Below are 18811 nucleotides of genomic sequence, written 5' to 3'. Positions count from 1 at the left end.
ACCAACTAGCTAATCCCACCTGGGCATATCCTGACGCGAGAGGCCCGAAGGTCCCCCTCTTTGAGCCGAAGCTATTATGCGGTATTAGCCATCGTTTCCAATGGTTATCCCCCACATCAGGGCAATTTCCCAGGCATTACTCACCCGTCCGCCGCTCGACGCCATTATCGTCACCCGAAGGGTCAGATAACTCGTTTCCGCTCGACTTGCATGTGTTAGGCCTGCCGCCAGCGTTCAATCTGAGCCATGATCAAACTCTTCAATTAAAGTTTTGCGCATCTAAGATGCGGCTCAATGAATACTGATAACATTACTGTGTAATGTTGAATTGACTGTGCCGGTATTACTACCGATTGGTCACTCAGTTCATTGATAAGTCTTTTTGGATTATCATCAACGAGTGCCCACACAGATTGATAGGTTTAGTTTGTTAAAGAGCGTTGTTATGAGCAAATCTCATAACGGACGGCTATTCTAGCGAGATAAAGTTAAGTGTCAATCACTTTTTAACTTAATTTTAAGCAATTTGCTTAACGCTTTTTTACCTTCTGAACCGAGGCACTCAATCAAATAAAACTTGATTGCGTTCCCGTGTCAGCGAGGGGGAATTATAGAGATCAGCTTCACATTGGCAAGCTCTTTTTTTAGTTTTTTGGAATTTTTTTATCGTTTGAAGATTTTCTATTCAATAATCTTCGTTTTTGCTACTTTGGGCCATAGAAAAGCTTAAATTTTCTAGATAAAAGGATAAAGAATGAACTCTCTCCGTAGCTATAAAAACATTCAACCCCAGCTAGGCCAAAGAGTATATATAGATAGCAGCTCTGTTCTTGTTGGCGATATTCGCATTGGTCAAGATTCTAGCGTCTGGCCACTTGTTGCTGCTAGAGGAGATGTTAACCATATCCACATAGGAGAACGAACCAACATACAAGATGGCAGTGTCCTCCACGTCACACATAAAAACGAAAAAAATCCAGAGGGCTTTCCACTTATAATAGGTAATGACGTTACCATTGGGCATAAGGTTATGCTTCACGGCTGCACAATCAGGGACCGAGTGCTCGTTGGCATGGGCGCTATCGTTCTTGATGGTGCAGTAATAGAAGCTGACGTAATGATAGGAGCAGGAAGCTTAGTCCCACCAGGTAAAAAGCTTGAAAGTGGATTTTTATATGTGGGAAGCCCAGTGAAGCAGGCTCGTCCTTTAACAGAGGAAGAACGAGCTTCCCTACTTAAATCGGCAAGTAACTATGTACAAAATAAAGAAGATTATCTTCACAAGGTAAAAGATATCAATTAATAATCTCAATCATGCCCTTTTCATCAAAGGCTTCATCTTCAATTAAAGCTTCGGCAAGCTCTTCAATCTCAAAGCGCCACTGAGAAAAAACCGTCAATATATGATGCTCATCATTTAAAAGGCACCCAGACATCTTCTCTAGTGCCTTTTTGCTGATTTGACACTGTATAAGAGCCCCGCAGCACTGTGCTGGAAATAACACCACTTGTTTAGCTTCATTCCATGTCTGTATGTCAGAAAACAAGATCGACTGATTCATGACTAGCCCTCAAGATGGTGTCTAAGTTCATCAAGTACTGGCTCTATCTCGGGCCTGACACCTAGCCAGAGAAAGAAGCTTTCCGCAGCTTGGCCGACAAGCATGCCCAAACCATCGTAAACGGAGACGGCTCCACTATTTATTGACCACTGGCAAAAAGAAGTATTACCTTTTCCATACATCATATCGTAAGCAACGCTGGATGATGAAAAGATCGCGCTAGAGATATCAGGCACCTCACCAGTTAAACTGGCAGATGTTGAGTTAATGATCACATCAAAAGTTTCTAGCACGGAATCCATTGATTGGGCAACAACCTCACCATAAGGCTGGAAAACTTCTGCTAACTCCTTGGCCTTACTGTGTGTACGATTGGCAATCACTATCTTAGCCGGCCCCTGCTCAAGTAGCGGCTTTATAACCCCGCGAGCAGCCCCACCAGCACCAATAAGCAGAACACGAGCACCTTCAAGCTTTACACCATGTCGAAGTAAGTCTTGAACCAAGCCTTCTCCATCAGTGTTATCACCTAATATTTGCCCATCCGAAAGTCTTTTCAGCGTATTGACCGCCCCTGCAAGTTGAGCACGTTCAGTAAGCTTGGTCGCCATTCCAAAAGCCTGCTCTTTAAATGGTACTGTGACGTTACATCCTTGACCACCTTGGTCAAAGAAAGCCTGAACCGTTTCTTCAAATCTATCGATAGGTGCTTGCTCTGCGGTATATACGATAGGCTGGTCAGTTTGCTGCGCAAATAGCGTATGAATATATGGCGATTTACTCTGACTAATCGGATTACCAAACACCGCATAACACTCTTTCTGTTCTGTCATGTCCTTACCCTAGTAAAAAAGGTTTACTCAATATCAATGACACTATCATCAACCCTCTCGGGAGCAAAGCCTACCAATCTCTCGGTTTTAGGAAATGTTTATAAAGCTCCGCTTCATGGCTATCCTCTTCAACCTGATAGCCGTATTCCCAGCGAGCCAATGGCGGCATAGACATTAAAATTGACTCGGTTCGACCACCACTTTGTAATCCAAACAAAGTGCCGCGGTCAAAAACTAAATTAAACTCAACGTAACGACCGCGACGATATAACTGGAACTGGCGCTCTCTATCACCAAAGTCAGTGTCTTTACGTCGCTCAACTATGGGTAAATAGGCATGTGTATACCCCTCACCAACCGCTTTTATATATGACAAGCATTTATCAAATTCCCAATCATTAAGATCATCGAAAAACAAGCCACCCACTCCACGCGTTTCGTCACGATGAGGCAGATAGAAGTATTTGTCACACCAAGCTTTATGCTCCCGATAGACATGCTCGCCAAACGGAGCACACACTTGCTTGGCGGTCTCGTGCCAATGCTGAGCATCTTCTTCGAATGGATAAAAAGGTGTTAAGTCAAAGCCACCGCCAAACCACCAGATAGGATCTTCACCGTCTTTTTCAGCAATGAAAAAGCGCACGTTAGCATGGGAGGTGGGGACATAGGGATTATTAGGATGCATCACTAACGATACCCCCATAGCTTCAAAACGTCGCCCCGCCAACTCAGGACGATGAGCCGTTGCTGAAGCTGGCATTTCTTGGCCTTCTACATGTGAAAAGTTCACTCCACCTTGCTCAAAGACTGCCCCATCAGTCATAACGCGAGTGCGCCCTCCTCCACCTAGTTTCTCTCCGGGATCTCGACTCCATGCATCTTCTTTAAACTTGGCGGTTCCATCTACCCGTTCCAACTGCTGACAAATTGAATCTTGTAGCTCAATTAAAAATTGCTTTACTGCTTGTTTGTTGATGGCTGACATTTGTCTTACTTCCCTAACAGAATTAACCTTGTCTCAAAACCTCAGATGTTTTAGCGTCACGAATCTCACTCGGCTTATCTCTTCCACCAGTTTCACCTGCCAAAATTGCCGACAATCGGTGTCCTAACTGCTGCTCCACTTCTTGCGTTGTCATACAAGGAGGTTGACCACTCAAGTTAGCACTGGTCGAAGTTAACGGTTTTCCAAAAGCGTTACACATCTTTTGGACCAAGTGGTGATCGGTAACACGCACCGCTATCGAGTCGAATTGGCCACTCACCAAGTTTGAAACTTTATCGCTGCACGGCATAATCCAAGTTACTGGACCAGGCCAAGTGCTATGGACTTGATTAAGTTGCTGCTCAGAAAGCTGAGACTCATCTATGTATGGCAATAACTGCTCATAGCTAGCAGCAATTAAAATCAAGCCTTTCTCAACAGGTCTTTGCTTTAACTCCAGCAGCTTTATAATGGCTTCTTGGCTATCGGGATCGCAACCAACGCCAAACACTCCTTCTGTTGGGTAAGCTATGACCTCACCATTATTAAGAGCCGATAACACTTGCTCAAAATTATCCACGGGTTTTTCCTGTCTGATTTGCACTTGAAGAACCAAAGTTTACAAATATTCTTCTCCAATGCCTAAAGCTATTTGATGACAAATTACACTCATCACAATCAAAAGCGGGCGCAAACGTTTGCTTGAGGTGAAAATCCTCGTATAATACGGGCAAATTTATCTGCTCATATATAAAAGAGTTGAATTAAGGAGTTGAAGATGAAAGTCGGTATCATCATGGGTTCTAAGTCTGATTGGCCAACCATGAAGCTGGCAGCAGAAATGCTGGATCAGTTTGGAGTGGAGTACGAAACAAAAGTAGTCTCAGCTCATCGCACCCCACAACTTCTCGCCGATTACGCCAATAGCGCTAAGCAGCGCGGATTAAAAGTGATTATTGCCGGCGCAGGTGGCGCAGCCCATTTACCAGGTATGGCCGCAGCTTTCACTAGTCTTCCTGTATTAGGTGTGCCAGTTCAATCGCGGGCTTTAAAAGGCATGGATTCCTTACTTTCAATCGTACAAATGCCAAAAGGCATTGCGGTTGGAACTCTCGCTATTGGTGAAGCAGGTGCAGCCAATGCTGGCATCCTAGCTGCACAAATCATAGGAACTCATGACGAAGCTGTGATGGCAAAAGTTGAGGCTTTTAGAGATCAACAAACCGAAACCGTTCTCGCTAATTCTAATCCAGCTGAGGAGTAACCCATGCAAGTGTTAGTGCTTGGCGCAGGTCAATTGGCACGTATGATGTCTTTAGCTGGCGCCCCTCTGGACATCAAGGTCATAGCCTATGACGTCGGTAGTGAAGAAATTGTTCACCCTCTGACACAAGAAAAAATAGGTAAAGGACTGGCGAATGCCATTGAGAAGGCCGATGTCATTAGCGCTGAATTTGAGCATATACCGCATCCAATCTTAGATGAGTGCCAAGACAGTGGGAAACTTCTGCCCTCATCTGAGGCAATAAAGTGTGGCGGTGACCGACGCATGGAAAAAGCGCTACTGGATAAAGCCAAAGTTCGCAGCGCCAAGTATCATGTTATTCAAACAAAAGAGGATTTCACTCAAGCAATCGAGCAGATCGGTATCCCTATGGTGCTAAAAAGCGCTCTTGGTGGATATGACGGTAAGGGTCAATGGCGTCTGAAAAGCCATGAGCAGATAGAATCGGTTTGGCAAGAGATGAAAATCTGTATTGAATCAACAAATGATCAAGCCATTGTTGCTGAAGAATTCGTGCCATTTAACCGGGAAGTATCCTTAGTTGGCGCTCGCGCAAAAGATGGGACAATCAAGGTTTATCCGTTAGCAGAAAATATCCACACTGAGGGTGTATTGAGCATATCAACCGCTATTGCTGATAATGAATTGCAGCAACAAGCGGAAACTATGTTCACTGCTGTTGCTAATCAACTTGACTACATCGGAGTGCTGGCACTTGAGTTCTTTGATCTCGACGGCACCTTGCTTGTCAACGAAATCGCGCCTCGCGTTCATAATTCCGGCCACTGGACACAACAAGGAGCTGAAACTTGTCAATTTGAGAATCACCTGAGAGCGGTATGTGAAATGCCTCTTGGCAGTACCAAGCTTGTTCGTGAAACTTCTATGATCAATATCCTCGGAGAAGATAACTTACCATCTGAGGTCTTTGAGTTATCGGGGTGCCATGTACACTGGTATGGTAAAGAGAAGCGAGCTGGGCGAAAAATGGGCCACATTAATGTTTGCGGTGATTACACAGGCGAGCTACAACGAAAACTTGCTACTTTGTCTAACCTATTGGACTCCTCCGCCTTTCCTGCTGTTCAGCAATGGCGTGACAAAGCGGGCAATTAACAAACCAAGTCAGACGGCGCTATTCATAGCGCCGTTTTTTCTTCAATTAAAGCCTGTGTGTAACCACATTTTCGGTCAGCACATTGAAGCTTATTGCCATTGGCAAACGTCTTCTCGACCAGTAAAGGAAAACCACATTGCTCACAGCAACCTTTCACGGGTGGCTGATTAAGCGCAAAGCGGCATTTAGGGAAGTTATCACAAGCATAGAAGGTTTTACCAAAGCGGTTTTTTCTCTCAACCAATTGGCCTTTTTGACATTCGGGACAGGCTATGTCAGGACATGGGGCTGACTTGGCTTCTTGGTCTAACGATTCTAAATGGGAGCAGTTTGGATAATCACTGCAACCGATAAACATGCCATAACGACCATGACGCAGCACTAACTCTTGGCCACACTCGGGGCAAGGCACCCCTAACTCTTTAACAACATGACCATCATTTTGATGCAGTGGCTGAACATAATCGCAACTAGGATACAAGCTGCAGCCAAGAAAAACGCCATGTTTACCATGACGAAGTTGAAGCTGCCCATTGCCTTGCTGAGAGCGACATTTAGGGCATGCTTTTTGTTCTAAAGCGTGCTCATGGGCAGAGAACAGTTGATTATCAATTTTACCACTCATACGCTCTAATGAAGAATACCCTGCTCTTTAGTGTATAGAAGCTCTTCCATTAAGGTATAGGCATTTTCATTACCCGGCACATTAAACAGCACCATCAGCACGATCCACTTTAAATCATCCAACTCAAACTCATCTGTCTCTAACCCCATAATACGGTCGATGACCATTTCACGAGTTTCAGTGGACAAAACGTTAACTTGCTCAAGGAATGTTAAAAAGCCACGAGATTCAATGTTCAGTCTCAAACATTCTTTCTCGGTATAAATACGTGTCGATGTTGACGTGCTGCAAATTGAAATCGCCGCATGCGTTTCGCTCTGTTGTAATGCTGCTAACTCTTCGAGCCAAACAAGGGCTTTATATATGTCTTTTTGATGAAAACCAGCACGAATTAATTCTTCTTCCAGCTCATCTTGATTGACCTGTAACTCTGCATCGCTATGGATGTAAGTCTCAAACAGATACATAAGGATATCCATCATCATAGCTCGCCCCTCCCCTTTCGAATATAGCCACCAGAAACTGCAACAACGTGCCCTAAGAGCTCAAGCTCTAAAAGCTGCATCATGACATCTTGAACAGGTATATTGGTCCTGCTTGCAAGAATATCAACGGGTATAGCCTTACTACCTACGTTAGCTAACAGGTGAGGAAATGGCAATTCTTCTTTGCAATCAATTTGTTCAAATGCTTCCGTCGTCTCTTTCAATGGGTGAAAATTAGACCAACGTATCAAACAATCTATCTCATCAATAATATCTGATACCTGTTGAACCAAACACGCTCCCTGCTTTATCAACCAATTACAGCCACGGGCTTGGCTGTGATGGATAGAACCCGGGATAGCGAAGACTTCTCGTCCTTGTTCGCTTGCGTATCGAGCTGTGATAAGCGATCCACTTTTTTCCGCTGCTTCAACAACTAATACACCTAAAGACAAGCCGCTAATAATACGATTGCGCCGAGGGAAATTCTCTGCTTTTGGCTTTGCATTGGGGTGAAATTCAGACACCAAAGCTCCCTGAGATGCAATTTTTTGCGCAAGCTTTTGATGACGAGCGGGATAAACATTATTTAAGCCACAACCTAAAACCGCCACTGTGTCTCCCCCTACTTGCATAGCGCCATCATGAGCATAACCATCCACTCCTAATGCCATACCACTGGTGATAACCAAGTCTTGCCTAGCCAACTGTATAGCAAAATCTCTTGCAAGATTAAGACCGTCAATACTGGCGTTGCGGCTGCCGACGATGGCAATTTGTGGCTCTTGTAAGCAGCTGAGATCACCTTCAATAAAAAGCACTGGAGGCACGGAATCTATTTGTTTTAGTTGCTCAGGATAACCAAGGTCATCAAGGGTTAGAATATGTCGGCTTATACCATTGGATTGCCATTCAACACACTCATCGACGTCTTTGAGCGCTTGATACTTAAGATATTGAATTTGCCGAGAGTTAAACCCCAACGCGCTTAGCGCTTGAGAAGACGACTGAACTATATTGGAGGGTGATTCAATAGCAACCATTTTATGAAAAGTCTTAGGGCCAACTCTTGGGGTAAAGTACAAACTTAACCAAGCTCTTAGCTCATCACTTTTATTAGGGGAGTCACTCAGATGTCACCTCTATATTTCTAGCGTGTTACTCAGTATATAAATCAAACAGGAACATCCAAGTAACCTGATTAGTACTCAACTGGCTTTAATTCAGGAAAAACAGTCAAAAGCAATAACCATGCTGTCATTTAGGTGGTAAAATGTCTAGAATTGACCCAGTAAACTTTATCCTGATTCAGCTCAGTTCAAAATTTCGAGTGTATATGTCTGTATTACAAGTATTAACATTTCCAGATGATCGCCTACGCACGGTAGCAAAACCCGTGGAACAGGTGACACCTGAGATTCAAAAGCTCGTCGACGACATGATTGAAACCATGTACGACGAAGAAGGAATTGGCCTTGCTGCCACTCAAGTCGATGTTCATAAACGCGTCGTCGTGATTGATATATCAGAAACGCGCGATCAGCCTATGGTTCTTATCAACCCTGAAATCACTGAAAAACGTGGTGAAGATGGCATCGAAGAGGGCTGTTTGTCTGTTCCTGGCGCGAGAGCCTTGGTGCCAAGAGCTGCGGAAGTGACAGTAAAAGCGGTTGACCGAGATGGCAAAGAATTCACATTTGAAGCAGACGACCTGCTCGCAATCTGCGTTCAACACGAACTTGACCACTTACAAGGTAAGCTGTTTGTCGACTACTTGTCGCCTTTGAAGCGTAAACGCATCCAAGAAAAACTGGCAAAAATAAAACGTTTTAACGAAAAAAACGCCAGTAAAGCCTAACAAATAAGCAAAGGAACCCACTTTGAGCAAACCTTTAAAGATTGTTTTTGCTGGTACTCCTGACTTCGCCGCCCGTCATTTGGCGGCGTTGTTGTCTTCTGAGCATGAGGTTATCGCAGTATACACTCAACCCGATCGCCCAGCGGGGCGCGGGAAGAAAATCACCGCTAGCCCAGTAAAAACCTTAGCGATTGAGCATAGTATCCCTGTCTACCAGCCAGAAAACTTCAAGTCCGCCCAAGACAAGCAAGATTTAGCCAGTCTAAAAGCAGACCTTATGGTCTCTGTTGCTTATGGCCTACTACTGCCTCAAGCAGTACTCGACACGCCAAAGCTTGGTTGTATCAATGTCCATGGTTCCATTTTGCCAAGGTGGCGCGGTGCCGCACCGATTCAGCGCTCAATTTGGGCGGGCGATGAGCAAACGGGCGTGACCATTATGCAAATGGATATTGGCTTGGACACAGGAGATATGCTGAAAATTGCTACTCTGCCTATCGAACCACAAGATACCAGTGCATCAATGTACGACAAACTCGCTGAACTTGGCCCCAAAGCTTTGATCGACTGTCTTGGCGAAATAGCCAATGAATCAGCAAGCGCGGAAAAGCAAGATGACAACCAAGCCAATTACGCCGAAAAACTTAGCAAAGAAGAAGCTCGCATTGATTGGAGTGACGATGCTAAGCACATTGAACGCTGCGTAAGGGCTTTCAACCCTTGGCCAATCAGTCACTTTGTTGCTGGCGATAAAAGCATTAAAATCTGGCAGAGCAAAGTGGTGCAGCAAGACACTAACCAGGCCCCGGGAACTATAATCCAAGCAGATAAAACTGGCATTTATGTTTCTACTGGTAAAGATATTCTGGTTTTGGAGCAGCTCCAAGTCCCAGGCAAAAAGGCCATGTCAATTCAAGATATTCTGAATTCACGAGCTAATTGGTTTGAAGTCGGTACACAACTGACTTAATTTATACGTACTTTTTGAGGGTGGAGACACCCTCTCCTTACTATCAAGGTATTTTACATGAATGTTCGCGCTGCTGCGGCTACTGTCCTTTTCCAAGTCGTCGACAAGGGCCAGTCTCTTTCCACTGCACTTCCACTGGCTCAACAGCAAGTTAAACCTCGTGACCAAGCTCTGCTTCAAGAGATATGTTATGGATCCCTGCGCTATCTTCCTCGCCTTGAATCCATAGCTAATGAACTCATGGATAAACCTCTCAAAGGCAAACAACGTGTTTTTCATCATCTGATCTTAGTCGGTATCTATCAGTTGAGCTTTATGCGTATTCCAGCTCATGCGGCAGTGGGAGAAACGGTTGAAGGCACCAAGACACTCAAAGGCCCTCGCCTGCGCGGCTTAATCAATGCCGTACTGCGTAACTATCAGCGTCAGCAGGAAGAGCTTGATGCCCACTCAGTCAGTCACAACGCTGGTAAATACGGCCACCCGAGCTGGCTGCTAACCCTACTTCAAAACGCATACCCTGATAAGTGGCAAGACATAGTTGAAGCTAATAATAGCAAGGCACCCATGTGGCTGAGGGTTAATCACAAGTACCATAGCAGTGAAGATTACCAACAGCTTCTTAAAGATAGTGGCATCAATAGTATCGCCCACAGTGAAGCGCGGGATGCTCTCAGATTAGAAACGCCTTGTGATGTTTCTCAGCTACCTGGTTTTGAACAAGGCTGGGTATCGGTACAAGACGCAGCAGCACAGCTTTCTCTCAACTATCTTACTCCCAAAGATGGCGATCTTATCCTTGATTGCTGCGCAGCGCCGGGAGGCAAAACAGCGCATATCCTGGAAAGAACTGAAGGGGCTCAAGTCGTTGCTATTGATTGTGATGAAAGCCGGCTTAAGCGTGTCCATGACAACCTAAGTCGCCTAAAACTCAACGCTCGGGTTATTTGCGGTGACGCACGCCATCCACAGAATTGGTGGCAAGGAGAAAAATTCGATCGAATCTTGCTTGACGCTCCATGCTCTGCCACTGGTGTCATTCGTCGTCATCCAGACATAAAATGGTTAAGACGCCAAGAAGATGTAACTGCACTCACTGAGTTACAAAGCAAAATCCTTGATGCTATGTGGCAAGAGTTAAAGCCAGGCGGTACATTAGTGTACGCGACGTGCTCTATTACTCCACAAGAAAATCGCGAACAAATAAAGGCCTTCCTATCGCGCACCAAAGACGCGCAATTAGAAGGCTCTACAACAGAAACGCCTGGGCGACAAATACTTCCTGGAGAGGAAAGTATGGATGGATTTTACTATGCCATTCTTAAGAAAGTGCATAATGATTAGAGGCTAAGGGTCTTTTCAACTTTGGTTAAACAGGAAACACTATGAAAATCATCATTCTTGGTGCAGGGCAAGTCGGCGGGACATTAGCTGAAAATCTGGTGGGCGAAAACAATGATATCACCATAGTTGATAAAGACAGTGACCGACTGCGCGAGCTTCAAGATAAGTATGATTTGCGAGTCGTCAACGGTTATGCAAGTCATCCCGATGTACTGCGCGAAGCTGGCGCTCAAGATGCCGACATGCTGGTTGCTGTGACTAACATGGATGAGACCAATATGGCAGCATGCCAAGTGGCTTTTACTTTGTTTAACACGCCCAACCGCATTGCCCGAATTCGCTCACCCCAATACCTTTATGAAAAAGAGGCACTGTTTCAATCTGGCGCAGTGCCTGTCGATCATCTAATTGCTCCGGAAGAACTAGTAACAAGCTATATTGAACGTCTGATTCAATATCCGGGAGCGCTTCAAGTTGTCAGCTTCGCCGATCAAAAAGTAAGTTTAGTTGCAGTTAAAGCCTATTATGGCGGACCTCTGGTTGGCAACGCTCTCTCTGCTCTTCGAGAACACATGCCGCATATCGATACCAGAGTTGCGGCCATTTTTCGCCAAGGTAGGCCTATCCGTCCTCAAGGTACAACCATTATTGAAGCAGACGATGAGGTTTTCTTTGTCGCTGCAAGTAACCATATTCGCTCAGTGATGAGCGAATTACAGCGTCTTGAGAAACCATATCGACGAATCATGATTGTGGGTGGAGGTAACATTGGTGCGAGTCTCGCCAAGCGTCTTGAGCAATCATACAGTGTCAAACTTATAGAGCGCAGCTATCTAAGAGCGGAAAGGCTATCTGAAGAGCTTGAGAACACCATCGTTTTCTGTGGCGATGCTGCCGATCAAGAGCTGCTACTCGAAGAAAACATCGATCAGGTTGACGTGTTCATCGCGCTGACGAATGAAGACGAAACCAACATAATGTCTGCTATGCTGGCAAAACGAATGGGCGCCAAAAAGGTCATGGTTTTAATCCAGCGCGGAGCCTATGTGGATCTCGTCCAAGGTGGAGTTATCGATGTTGCCATCTCACCACAGCAAGCCACTATTTCCGCTTTGCTGACCCATGTTCGCCGAGCAGATATTGTTAACGTATCATCTCTTCGCCGAGGCGCAGCTGAAGCCATCGAAGCGATTGCGCATGGTGATGAAACCACCTCAAAAGTCGTAGGTCGAGCGATAGGTGACATCAAGCTCCCGCCAGCAACCACGATTGGAGCCATTGTACGAGGGGAAGAGGTATTGATAGCTCACGACCGCACTATCATAGAGCAAGATGACCATGTGGTAATGTTCTTAGTTGATAAGAAATACGTTGCCGACGTAGAAGCTCTGTTCCAGCCGAGTCCATTCTTCCTCTAGGTTTGAACTTATGGTCAACTTTCGCCCTATTCTGTTTGTTATTGGCTTAGTACTCTCAAAGCTTGCCTTATTTATGTATATCCCAACGCTGGTGGCTTTTTTCACCGGAACGGCTGGGTTTATAGAGTTTGGCCAAGCCGTTATCATCACTCACACAGCAGCGTTTGCATGTTTAACTATAGGGCGAACTAAAAGTTTCAAGCTTAGTGCTCGAGACATGTTTTTAATCACTAGTTTGGTGTGGACGGTAGCCAGCTCATTTGCGGCTCTGCCTTTTGTGTTTATCAATCACATCAGCTTTACCGATGCCTACTTTGAGACCATGTCTGGTATCACAACGACCGGTTCAACAGTACTGAGTGGGCTCGATAACATGGCGCCGAGCATTTTACTATGGCGATCTATATTACAATGGTTGGGTGGTATCGGCTTCATTGTAATGGCGGTTGCAGTACTGCCAATGCTCAACGTTGGGGGCATGAAGCTCTTTCACACCGAATCATCAGACTGGTCAGATAAAAGCAGTCCCAGAGCCAAAACCGTTGCTAAAAATATAATGCTGGTTTATCTGAGCCTGACAGGGCTGTGTATGGTTGGCTACCTTCTTACGGGTATGAGCTTATTTGAAGCAATCAATCACTCATTTACAACCCTTTCTACCGGTGGGTATTCGACTTCTGACGGCTCAATGAACCATTTCTCCCATGGGTCACACTGGGTTGCCACTCTGTTTATGTTTCTTGGCGGCCTACCCTTTTTATTATTTGTGGCCGCACTTAGAAAGCGAACCGTCACTGAGCTATTTAGTGATGCACAAGTAAAAGGCTTCACCTATTTGTTCCTAAGCTCTAGTCTTATTATCTCCGGCTGGTTAGTAATTCGAGATGGCTACCAGATAATGGATGCTCTAAGAGTCTCTATGTTCAATATTGTGTCTGTATTGACTACCACAGGGTTTGGCCTAGAAGACTTTACCGCTTGGGGAGCTTTGCCTACCACTTTATTTGCCTTCTTGATGATGGCGGGAGCCTGTTCTGGTTCTACCTCTGGGGGCATTAAGATTTTCCGCTTTCAAATTGCAATCACTTTGCTCAATAAACAAATGATGAAACTGATCCACCCTTCAGGTGTGTTTGTTCAGAGATATAACCACAGACCCGTTAACGATGATATTGTTCGCTCAGTCGTCGCATTTGTACTGATGTTTTTCGTCACCATTATTTTTATTGCTGGCTGCCTAAGCGCGCTAGGACTGGATACTATTACCAGCATCTCTGGTTCCATTACCGCAGTCGCAAACGTAGGACCAGGTATGGGCTCTGTCATTGGTCCAACTGGTAATTTTGCCCCCCTTCCCGATATGGCAAAATGGTTACTCAGCTTTGGCATGCTAATGGGACGACTGGAAATACTCACTATATTGGTATTATTTTTCCCGGCATTTTGGAAGCGCTAAGGACAAAAGATGTATAAAGCTATAAGCTTGCTTACCATACTCGCTGCCTCAACTGTGATGGCAGATCAAACGGTGACTTTAAATGATGGTCGCCAGGTCATTTTACATGACAACTTTACTTGGCAATATGTAGCCGAAACGCCACCTGACGAGGCTGAAAGCCTTACTTCAGATAAGCCACAACTTGTAGCCATTCCACTTATCGATAAAAAAGTGGCTAGTATGATTAAACTCGATAGCAATCACCCAAGCATGCAGCTTTCAGATTCGGGAGTGGATCTGCTGCTCGGAGCGCCAAGTTATGTTGATGGTAAACTCATTATTCCAACCTCTATCACTAATCAAAGTCTCAACTCTGTGATACTCATTGAAATTGAGATTGAGGTATCAGGGATAGACAAAAAAGCCCTAACGAAAAAAAGTGTCACAATATGGCAATCAATCAAACGTATGCCAGAGACCTACCTGCGACCACAGCAAGTGAAGAAAGGCAAGGATATAGAGCTGGATGTGGTTAAACAAGACCAGTATTTCATTAGTGCAAATATCACCAGTCTCATCAATCGCTAAACTGGATCAACATACAAGTAAATGGCGAAAAAATGACAAGCGCAACCTGCCAGAACGAATCCATGCCATATCGCATGATTGAAGGGAATCCGCTTGGCAACATAGAAGATAACACCAAGTGAATATATTATTCCTCCAGCAGCCAAAAGGGTTAACCCGCCCACTTCTAGGTTAAGCGCAAGTTGATAAATCACCACCAAAGACAACCAGCCCATCATTAAATAGGTTACAAGTGATAGTTTTTTATAACGATAGACAAATGCCAGCTTCATAATAATACCGATAAGAGCCAATACCCAGATAACTATCATTAAGCCAATCGCAAGAGGGGTTCGTAAGCTGACTAAGAGAAACGGCGTATAACTGCCAGCAATAAGCAAATATATGGCACAGTGATCGAACGTTTTAAGCGCTCTTTTGGCTCTTTGATAGGGGATAGCATGGTAAAGTGTCGAAGCAAGAAATAGGACTATCATGCTCGCACCATAAATACTCATACTGGTAATAGTCAGGGTATCTGCATTATGATCGACAGCTTTTATTAAAAGTAAAATTAAGCCGACCACCCCTAACAAGATGCCAACGCCATGGGTTAGAGTGTTTGCCAGCTCTTCTGTTGTGCTGTACGCGGGGCTATGCTGAGTCTTCATCATTAGCTATGTTGTGGAATAATTACTCTAGATTATGACACACTCGGCTTACACATGTAAGCTTAAAATATTAAATTTAGGTTAAGTGTGTTTGTCTAGGAATTCTACAACCAGATGACTAGCCTGCTTAATTGGTGTATCAAGAGGGATAGATAGCTGGCGTTTCAATTTGCCACTACCAAGTAAACTGGCCAGCATCCCCTGAGTACCCTTACGATGACGATCAATTTCAAACCAGATTTCAAGGTGTTGATCATTTCTATGCGCTACCAGCTCTAACTCTCGCCATCGCCCATGAAATGGCCCTGTAGTCGGTACAAATTCAAACTCTTGTACAAAAGGTAAATCAAAACCTTCAACAGCCTCACATTCAACCTGACGAATACGAAGACCACTCTCTTCCAATACAGTGAAGATACCGTCTAGCAAAGGATCTGGGCGTACCGTTAATATATCTTTATCCGTCGGGTCTTTCGCCAAAGCGATGTTCAATCCCGTTTCTAGCCATACTTTGGAATCACCTATTGTCACTGGTGTGTTCCAAGGTATGTTAAGCTCAACATCAAAATTGCGGGTTTCACCAGGCTCAAGCGTAAACGTATATGGCAAGCTCCAACAAGCTAAGGCATGGTTGCTGGGTACTCGTCGCATTCGACTATTCGATCCTTTATCATGACCTTGATTAGCAGACATTTCCTTAATGTAGCGACAATAGAGTTTTATTTCGATGTTGTCTATTTCTTGCGCAGTCGCGCCCCCATAAACATCAACTCTTATGTTTATCTTTTCACCAGGGTAAAGCACTTCTTGTTGGAGTACAGAGTCTACTTTCGCGGATCCTATACCAAAGCTTGCAAGGGTTTTCTTAAAAAACGACATTCACTTCTCCTAGGAACAACACAGCTAGATGCAACTTCGTAGACTCATACTAATCTGGACAGGAGCTAGACTACTGCAACCTTTCTCACATAATTGCAGTGAGGTTGGATAAAGATAAACGATTAGATATCGACCAATTAATAAGATGGTGCTAGTCTAATCAGTGATATGTATGCTTCATATCACAGTCCCTGATTAGTTACTTGGATTGGCGTGAGCCAGAAGAGTTCCTTGCAATAGCGTAACTCATAACTGATTAGGCCATAAGTTTGGCAATGGATATGCCTGGCAGTTAGGTTAATCAATGCGACCAACATTAGTCAGGTGCTCGCACACCAACCGTGCGATGCGTCGCCGCAGTGGCTTTGTAAAGACACCCGCGACACACAATCTCGCGCCCGGAATGACTTTAGTAGAAAAGACGGCATTATTGGCGTCATCTACAACCAAAGTTACCAAGGCGGCATAGTTAAAAAGCGCAGCGACACTGCGCTTTTTCTTTTATTCCAATATAGTCTCAACTCAACTTTATCTTTGGTACTGGAGCATGCCATTTGATACATTTGACACCATATCATTACAAAAAGCATGGGAATCACCATGAAATGTCATCGTATTGAAGAATTGCTCGATCTCCTAGAGTCCGAATGGAATAAAAACCAAGATCTCAACTTGCTATCCTTTATTGTCAAACTAGCAAAAGAAGCGGGATATCACGGTCCACTGGAAGAACTCACGGATGATGTATTGATCTACCATCTAAAAATGCGCAATAGCGCCAAAAATGAAATGATCCCTGGTTTAGCAAAAGACCATGAGCCTAATTTTAAATCTGCATTGCTGAAAGCCCGAGGAATCATAGAATAGGTGTACATTAGTAACCATCTTTGATGGTTTTTATATCTAAATCATAGACATGGATAAACTGTTAGGTCTTTTTTTTATCAAACTGTACTGCTCTTTGTTGCTAAAGGTTGATTGCGTTAAAGAAATAAATATGACGCCGCGTATATAATCATCGCCAAATAAGACAATACTTAACAAGGATTGTCGATAGAGCAAGGCCACAAAGAAGCCTTGCCTTTAGCCCAAGAAGGAAGCGTTATGAGTCAGGACAAGATTGAAGTAAAAGACGTGACTCCCAAAACCTTTAACCCCAAAACTCACAAAACCAAAGGGGACAGGTTTAATCCAAGTAATCGTATATATGTACGTGAGAGTAAGGGACAGTTTCAGCGACTACGCCGCTATGGTGGTTGGTTTTTGTTGCTGCTCTTTGCACTAGTGCCATGGATTACATATGGAGAGCGACAAGCTGTGCTGCTGGATATAGGAAATCAGCAGTTTAACTTCTTTGGTACTACATTCTATCCGCAAGATCTTACCTTACTGGCTTTGTTATTCGTTATCTCAGCCTTTGGACTCTTCTTTATCACTACATTTTTGGGGCGAGTATGGTGTGGGTACCTTTGCCCTCAAACCGTTTGGACTTTTATGTACATTTGGTTTGAAGAAAAGTTTGAGGGTAGTGCCAATAAACGTCGCAAGCAAGATGTCGGTAAACTCACTGGCGATCTCATTATGCGTAAAAGTGCCAAGCATTTTGCGTGGATAACTATCGCTCTCGCTACAGGGTTTACCTTTGTTGGTTACTTCGTGCCAATACGCGACCTAGTCATCAATTTCTTCACTTGGGATGAAGCGTTTTGGCCTGTGTTCTGGGTGTTATTCTTTGCTGGATGTACCTATGGTAATGCTGGCTGGATGCGATCCATCATGTGTATTCACATGTGCCCATATGCCCGTTTTCAATCAGCCATGTTCGACAAAGATACCTTTATCGTTGGCTATGACGTAAAACGTGGCGAGTCACGCGGAGCAAGATCACGTAAGGCTGATCCAAAAGAGTTAGGCTTGGGTGATTGTGTCGACTGTAATTTATGTGTTCAAGTCTGCCCTACTGGTATCGATATCCGCGATGGCTTGCAGTATGAGTGTATTAACTGTGGCGCCTGTATTGATGCCTGTGATCACACTATGGACAGAATGGGCTACGACAAAGGCTTAATCAGCTATACCACTGAGCATAGGCTTTCTGGCAAGCACACTAAGATCATGCGCCCCAAATTACTGGGCTATGGTGCGATATTTGTGTTGATGATCGGGTTGTTCTTCGCCCAAATAGCTGCCGTTGACCCTGCGGGCCTGAGTGTGCTTAGAGACAGAAACCAACTATTTAGAGTCAATGAGCTAGGTGAAGTCGAAAATACGTACACACTAAAAATCATCAATAAAACACAACAAAAGCAAGAATATAAACTGGACGTAAAAGGGTTAACGGATGTGTCTTGGTATGGAAAGCAAACCGTCAACGTCTTGCCTGGAGAAGTCTTTAGCTTACCTATGAGTCTTGGCGTACAACCCGAGAGCCTTAGCTCCCCCGTTGCAACCATAGAGTTTACTCTCTCAGATAATCATGACTTTACTATGTCGGTAGAAAGTAGGTTTATCAAAAAGCTCTAAGCTAGCGCCATTTCCCGAGTAGGAAGAAAGTCTACCCTTAGACTTTTCTCTTATTCGGGACTAACCACTTGCTGAAACTTTGGCTTCATTGGCACAAAGGCCACTAGCTGACCGTTATTATCGAAAAGCATGCCTTGCTCACTGACCCTATCAATCGATAGATATTCGCAACCTATCAACTTCTAGGCGAAAGAAACAAGGCTAGTAATAAAAAAGCGAACGCTTATACTCTGGCTGATTTATTCGTT

The 18811-nt window shown here is 44.4% G+C and carries 21 protein-coding genes and 1 rRNA gene; 12 read left to right on the top strand and 10 right to left on the bottom strand.

Annotation, left to right across the window (positions count from 1 at the left end):
• Positions 1-266 (bottom strand): 16S ribosomal RNA (locus DPF90_RS18325); the annotation flags it as partial.
• 488 nt (positions 267-754) lie between these two features.
• Here DPF90_RS18325 and DPF90_RS18320 point away from each other — a divergent pair.
• The gene (locus tag DPF90_RS18320; RefSeq protein WP_114787763.1) at positions 755-1303 is read left to right on the top strand and encodes a gamma carbonic anhydrase family protein; all 549 of its coding nucleotides are present in this window, start codon (positions 755-757) and stop codon (positions 1301-1303) included.
• On the opposite strand, the gene DPF90_RS18315 is transcribed toward DPF90_RS18320, so the two are convergent.
• The 4 genes from DPF90_RS18315 to tsaC form a co-directional block, all read right to left on the bottom strand.
• Entirely contained in the window at positions 1296-1562 is a 267-nt protein-coding gene (locus DPF90_RS18315; RefSeq protein WP_114787762.1) for a DUF1488 family protein, read from the bottom strand. The two genes, DPF90_RS18320 and DPF90_RS18315, sit on opposite strands and share 8 nt — an antisense overlap.
• 2 nt (positions 1563-1564) lie before the next feature.
• Entirely contained in the window at positions 1565-2395 is an 831-nt protein-coding gene (aroE, locus tag DPF90_RS18310; protein ID WP_114787761.1) for a shikimate dehydrogenase, read from the bottom strand.
• A 70-nt stretch (positions 2396-2465) separates the two neighbouring features.
• The gene (gene hemF / locus DPF90_RS18305) at positions 2466-3383 is read right to left on the bottom strand and encodes an oxygen-dependent coproporphyrinogen oxidase (RefSeq protein ID WP_114787760.1); all 918 of its coding nucleotides are present in this window, start codon (positions 3381-3383) and stop codon (positions 2466-2468) included.
• 22 nt (positions 3384-3405) lie between these two features.
• Positions 3406-3963: an L-threonylcarbamoyladenylate synthase type 1 TsaC gene (gene tsaC, locus DPF90_RS18300; protein ID WP_114787759.1), complete on the bottom strand. Its 558-nt coding sequence runs from the start codon at positions 3961-3963 to the stop codon at positions 3406-3408.
• 198 nt (positions 3964-4161) lie between these two features.
• Between tsaC and purE the strand changes: the two genes are divergently transcribed.
• Together purE and DPF90_RS18290 are read left to right on the top strand one after the other, a co-directional pair.
• Positions 4162-4647 carry a 5-(carboxyamino)imidazole ribonucleotide mutase gene (gene purE, locus DPF90_RS18295; RefSeq protein WP_114787758.1) on the top strand — a complete coding sequence of 162 codons (486 nt, stop codon included), beginning with the start codon at positions 4162-4164 and terminating at the stop codon, positions 4645-4647.
• Between the two features lie 3 nt (positions 4648-4650).
• Complete coding sequence (locus tag DPF90_RS18290; RefSeq protein ID WP_114787757.1) at positions 4651-5784, top strand: 5-(carboxyamino)imidazole ribonucleotide synthase; 1134 nt, start codon at positions 4651-4653, stop codon at positions 5782-5784.
• A 23-nt stretch (positions 5785-5807) separates the two neighbouring features.
• Here DPF90_RS18290 and DPF90_RS18285 read toward each other — a convergent pair whose 3' ends face one another.
• The 3 genes from DPF90_RS18285 to dprA are packed head-to-tail and all read right to left on the bottom strand — an operon-like array spanning position 5808 to position 7938.
• Positions 5808-6410, bottom strand: coding sequence for a DNA topoisomerase family protein (locus DPF90_RS18285; protein WP_114787756.1), 603 nt, complete (start codon positions 6408-6410; stop codon positions 5808-5810).
• A gap of 5 nt (positions 6411-6415) precedes the next feature.
• Positions 6416-6895, bottom strand: coding sequence for a DUF494 family protein (locus DPF90_RS18280; RefSeq protein WP_114787755.1), 480 nt, complete (start codon positions 6893-6895; stop codon positions 6416-6418).
• A complete protein-coding gene (gene dprA / locus DPF90_RS18275; protein WP_114787754.1) occupies positions 6892-7938 on the bottom strand; it encodes a DNA-processing protein DprA in 1047 nt (348 codons plus the stop codon). Before dprA ends, DPF90_RS18280 begins: the two co-directional genes overlap by 4 nt.
• Positions 7939-8231: 293 nt before the next feature.
• Here dprA and def point away from each other — a divergent pair, with 293 nt between their 5' ends.
• Genes def through DPF90_RS18245 form a run of 6 tightly spaced genes read left to right on the top strand, consistent with a single transcriptional unit; the run spans position 8232 to position 14511 of the window.
• Positions 8232-8753 carry a peptide deformylase gene (def, locus tag DPF90_RS18270; protein ID WP_114787766.1) on the top strand — a complete coding sequence of 174 codons (522 nt, stop codon included), beginning with the start codon at positions 8232-8234 and terminating at the stop codon, positions 8751-8753.
• 22 nt (positions 8754-8775) lie between these two features.
• The gene (gene fmt, locus DPF90_RS18265; RefSeq protein WP_114787753.1) at positions 8776-9723 is read left to right on the top strand and encodes a methionyl-tRNA formyltransferase; all 948 of its coding nucleotides are present in this window, start codon (positions 8776-8778) and stop codon (positions 9721-9723) included.
• A 57-nt stretch (positions 9724-9780) separates the two neighbouring features.
• Complete coding sequence (gene rsmB / locus DPF90_RS18260) at positions 9781-11067, top strand: 16S rRNA (cytosine(967)-C(5))-methyltransferase RsmB (RefSeq protein ID WP_114787752.1); 1287 nt, start codon at positions 9781-9783, stop codon at positions 11065-11067.
• Between the two features lie 41 nt (positions 11068-11108).
• Positions 11109-12485, top strand: a complete 1377-nt coding sequence (gene trkA, locus DPF90_RS18255; protein ID WP_114787751.1) for a Trk system potassium transporter TrkA — start codon at positions 11109-11111, stop codon at positions 12483-12485.
• 10 nt (positions 12486-12495) lie between these two features.
• Positions 12496-13941: a TrkH family potassium uptake protein gene (locus DPF90_RS18250; RefSeq protein ID WP_114787750.1), complete on the top strand. Its 1446-nt coding sequence runs from the start codon at positions 12496-12498 to the stop codon at positions 13939-13941.
• A gap of 9 nt (positions 13942-13950) precedes the next feature.
• Positions 13951-14511 (top strand): DUF3157 family protein, encoded by a 561-nt coding sequence (locus DPF90_RS18245; protein ID WP_114787749.1) that lies wholly within the window; start codon positions 13951-13953, stop codon positions 14509-14511.
• Here DPF90_RS18245 and trhA read toward each other — a convergent pair.
• The gene (trhA, locus tag DPF90_RS18240; protein WP_114787748.1) at positions 14508-15161 is read right to left on the bottom strand and encodes a PAQR family membrane homeostasis protein TrhA; all 654 of its coding nucleotides are present in this window, start codon (positions 15159-15161) and stop codon (positions 14508-14510) included. The genes DPF90_RS18245 and trhA overlap by 4 nt on opposite strands.
• An 81-nt stretch (positions 15162-15242) precedes the next feature.
• Positions 15243-16040 (bottom strand): sporulation protein, encoded by a 798-nt coding sequence (locus DPF90_RS18235; protein WP_114787747.1) that lies wholly within the window; start codon positions 16038-16040, stop codon positions 15243-15245.
• Between the two features lie 304 nt (positions 16041-16344).
• Here DPF90_RS18235 and DPF90_RS20390 point away from each other — a divergent pair, with 304 nt between their 5' ends.
• From DPF90_RS20390 to ccoG, 3 genes are all read left to right on the top strand, one after another.
• Entirely contained in the window at positions 16345-16509 is a 165-nt protein-coding gene (locus DPF90_RS20390; RefSeq protein ID WP_205395209.1) for a hypothetical protein, read from the top strand.
• A 131-nt stretch (positions 16510-16640) separates the two neighbouring features.
• Entirely contained in the window at positions 16641-16907 is a 267-nt protein-coding gene (locus DPF90_RS18230) for a YihD family protein (protein ID WP_114787746.1), read from the top strand.
• Positions 16908-17144: 237 nt separating this feature from the next.
• A complete protein-coding gene (gene ccoG / locus DPF90_RS18225; protein ID WP_114787745.1) occupies positions 17145-18563 on the top strand; it encodes a cytochrome c oxidase accessory protein CcoG in 1419 nt (472 codons plus the stop codon).
• The last annotated feature ends 248 nt before the right edge of the window (positions 18564-18811 follow it).

Source organism: Vibrio tetraodonis, from assembly GCF_003350295.1.
In the GTDB taxonomy this organism is placed as follows: domain Bacteria; phylum Pseudomonadota; class Gammaproteobacteria; order Enterobacterales; family Vibrionaceae; genus Vibrio; species Vibrio tetraodonis.
The sequence above is the reverse complement of the archived record's forward strand: the minus strand, read 5'-3'. Positions and strand labels throughout refer to the sequence as shown.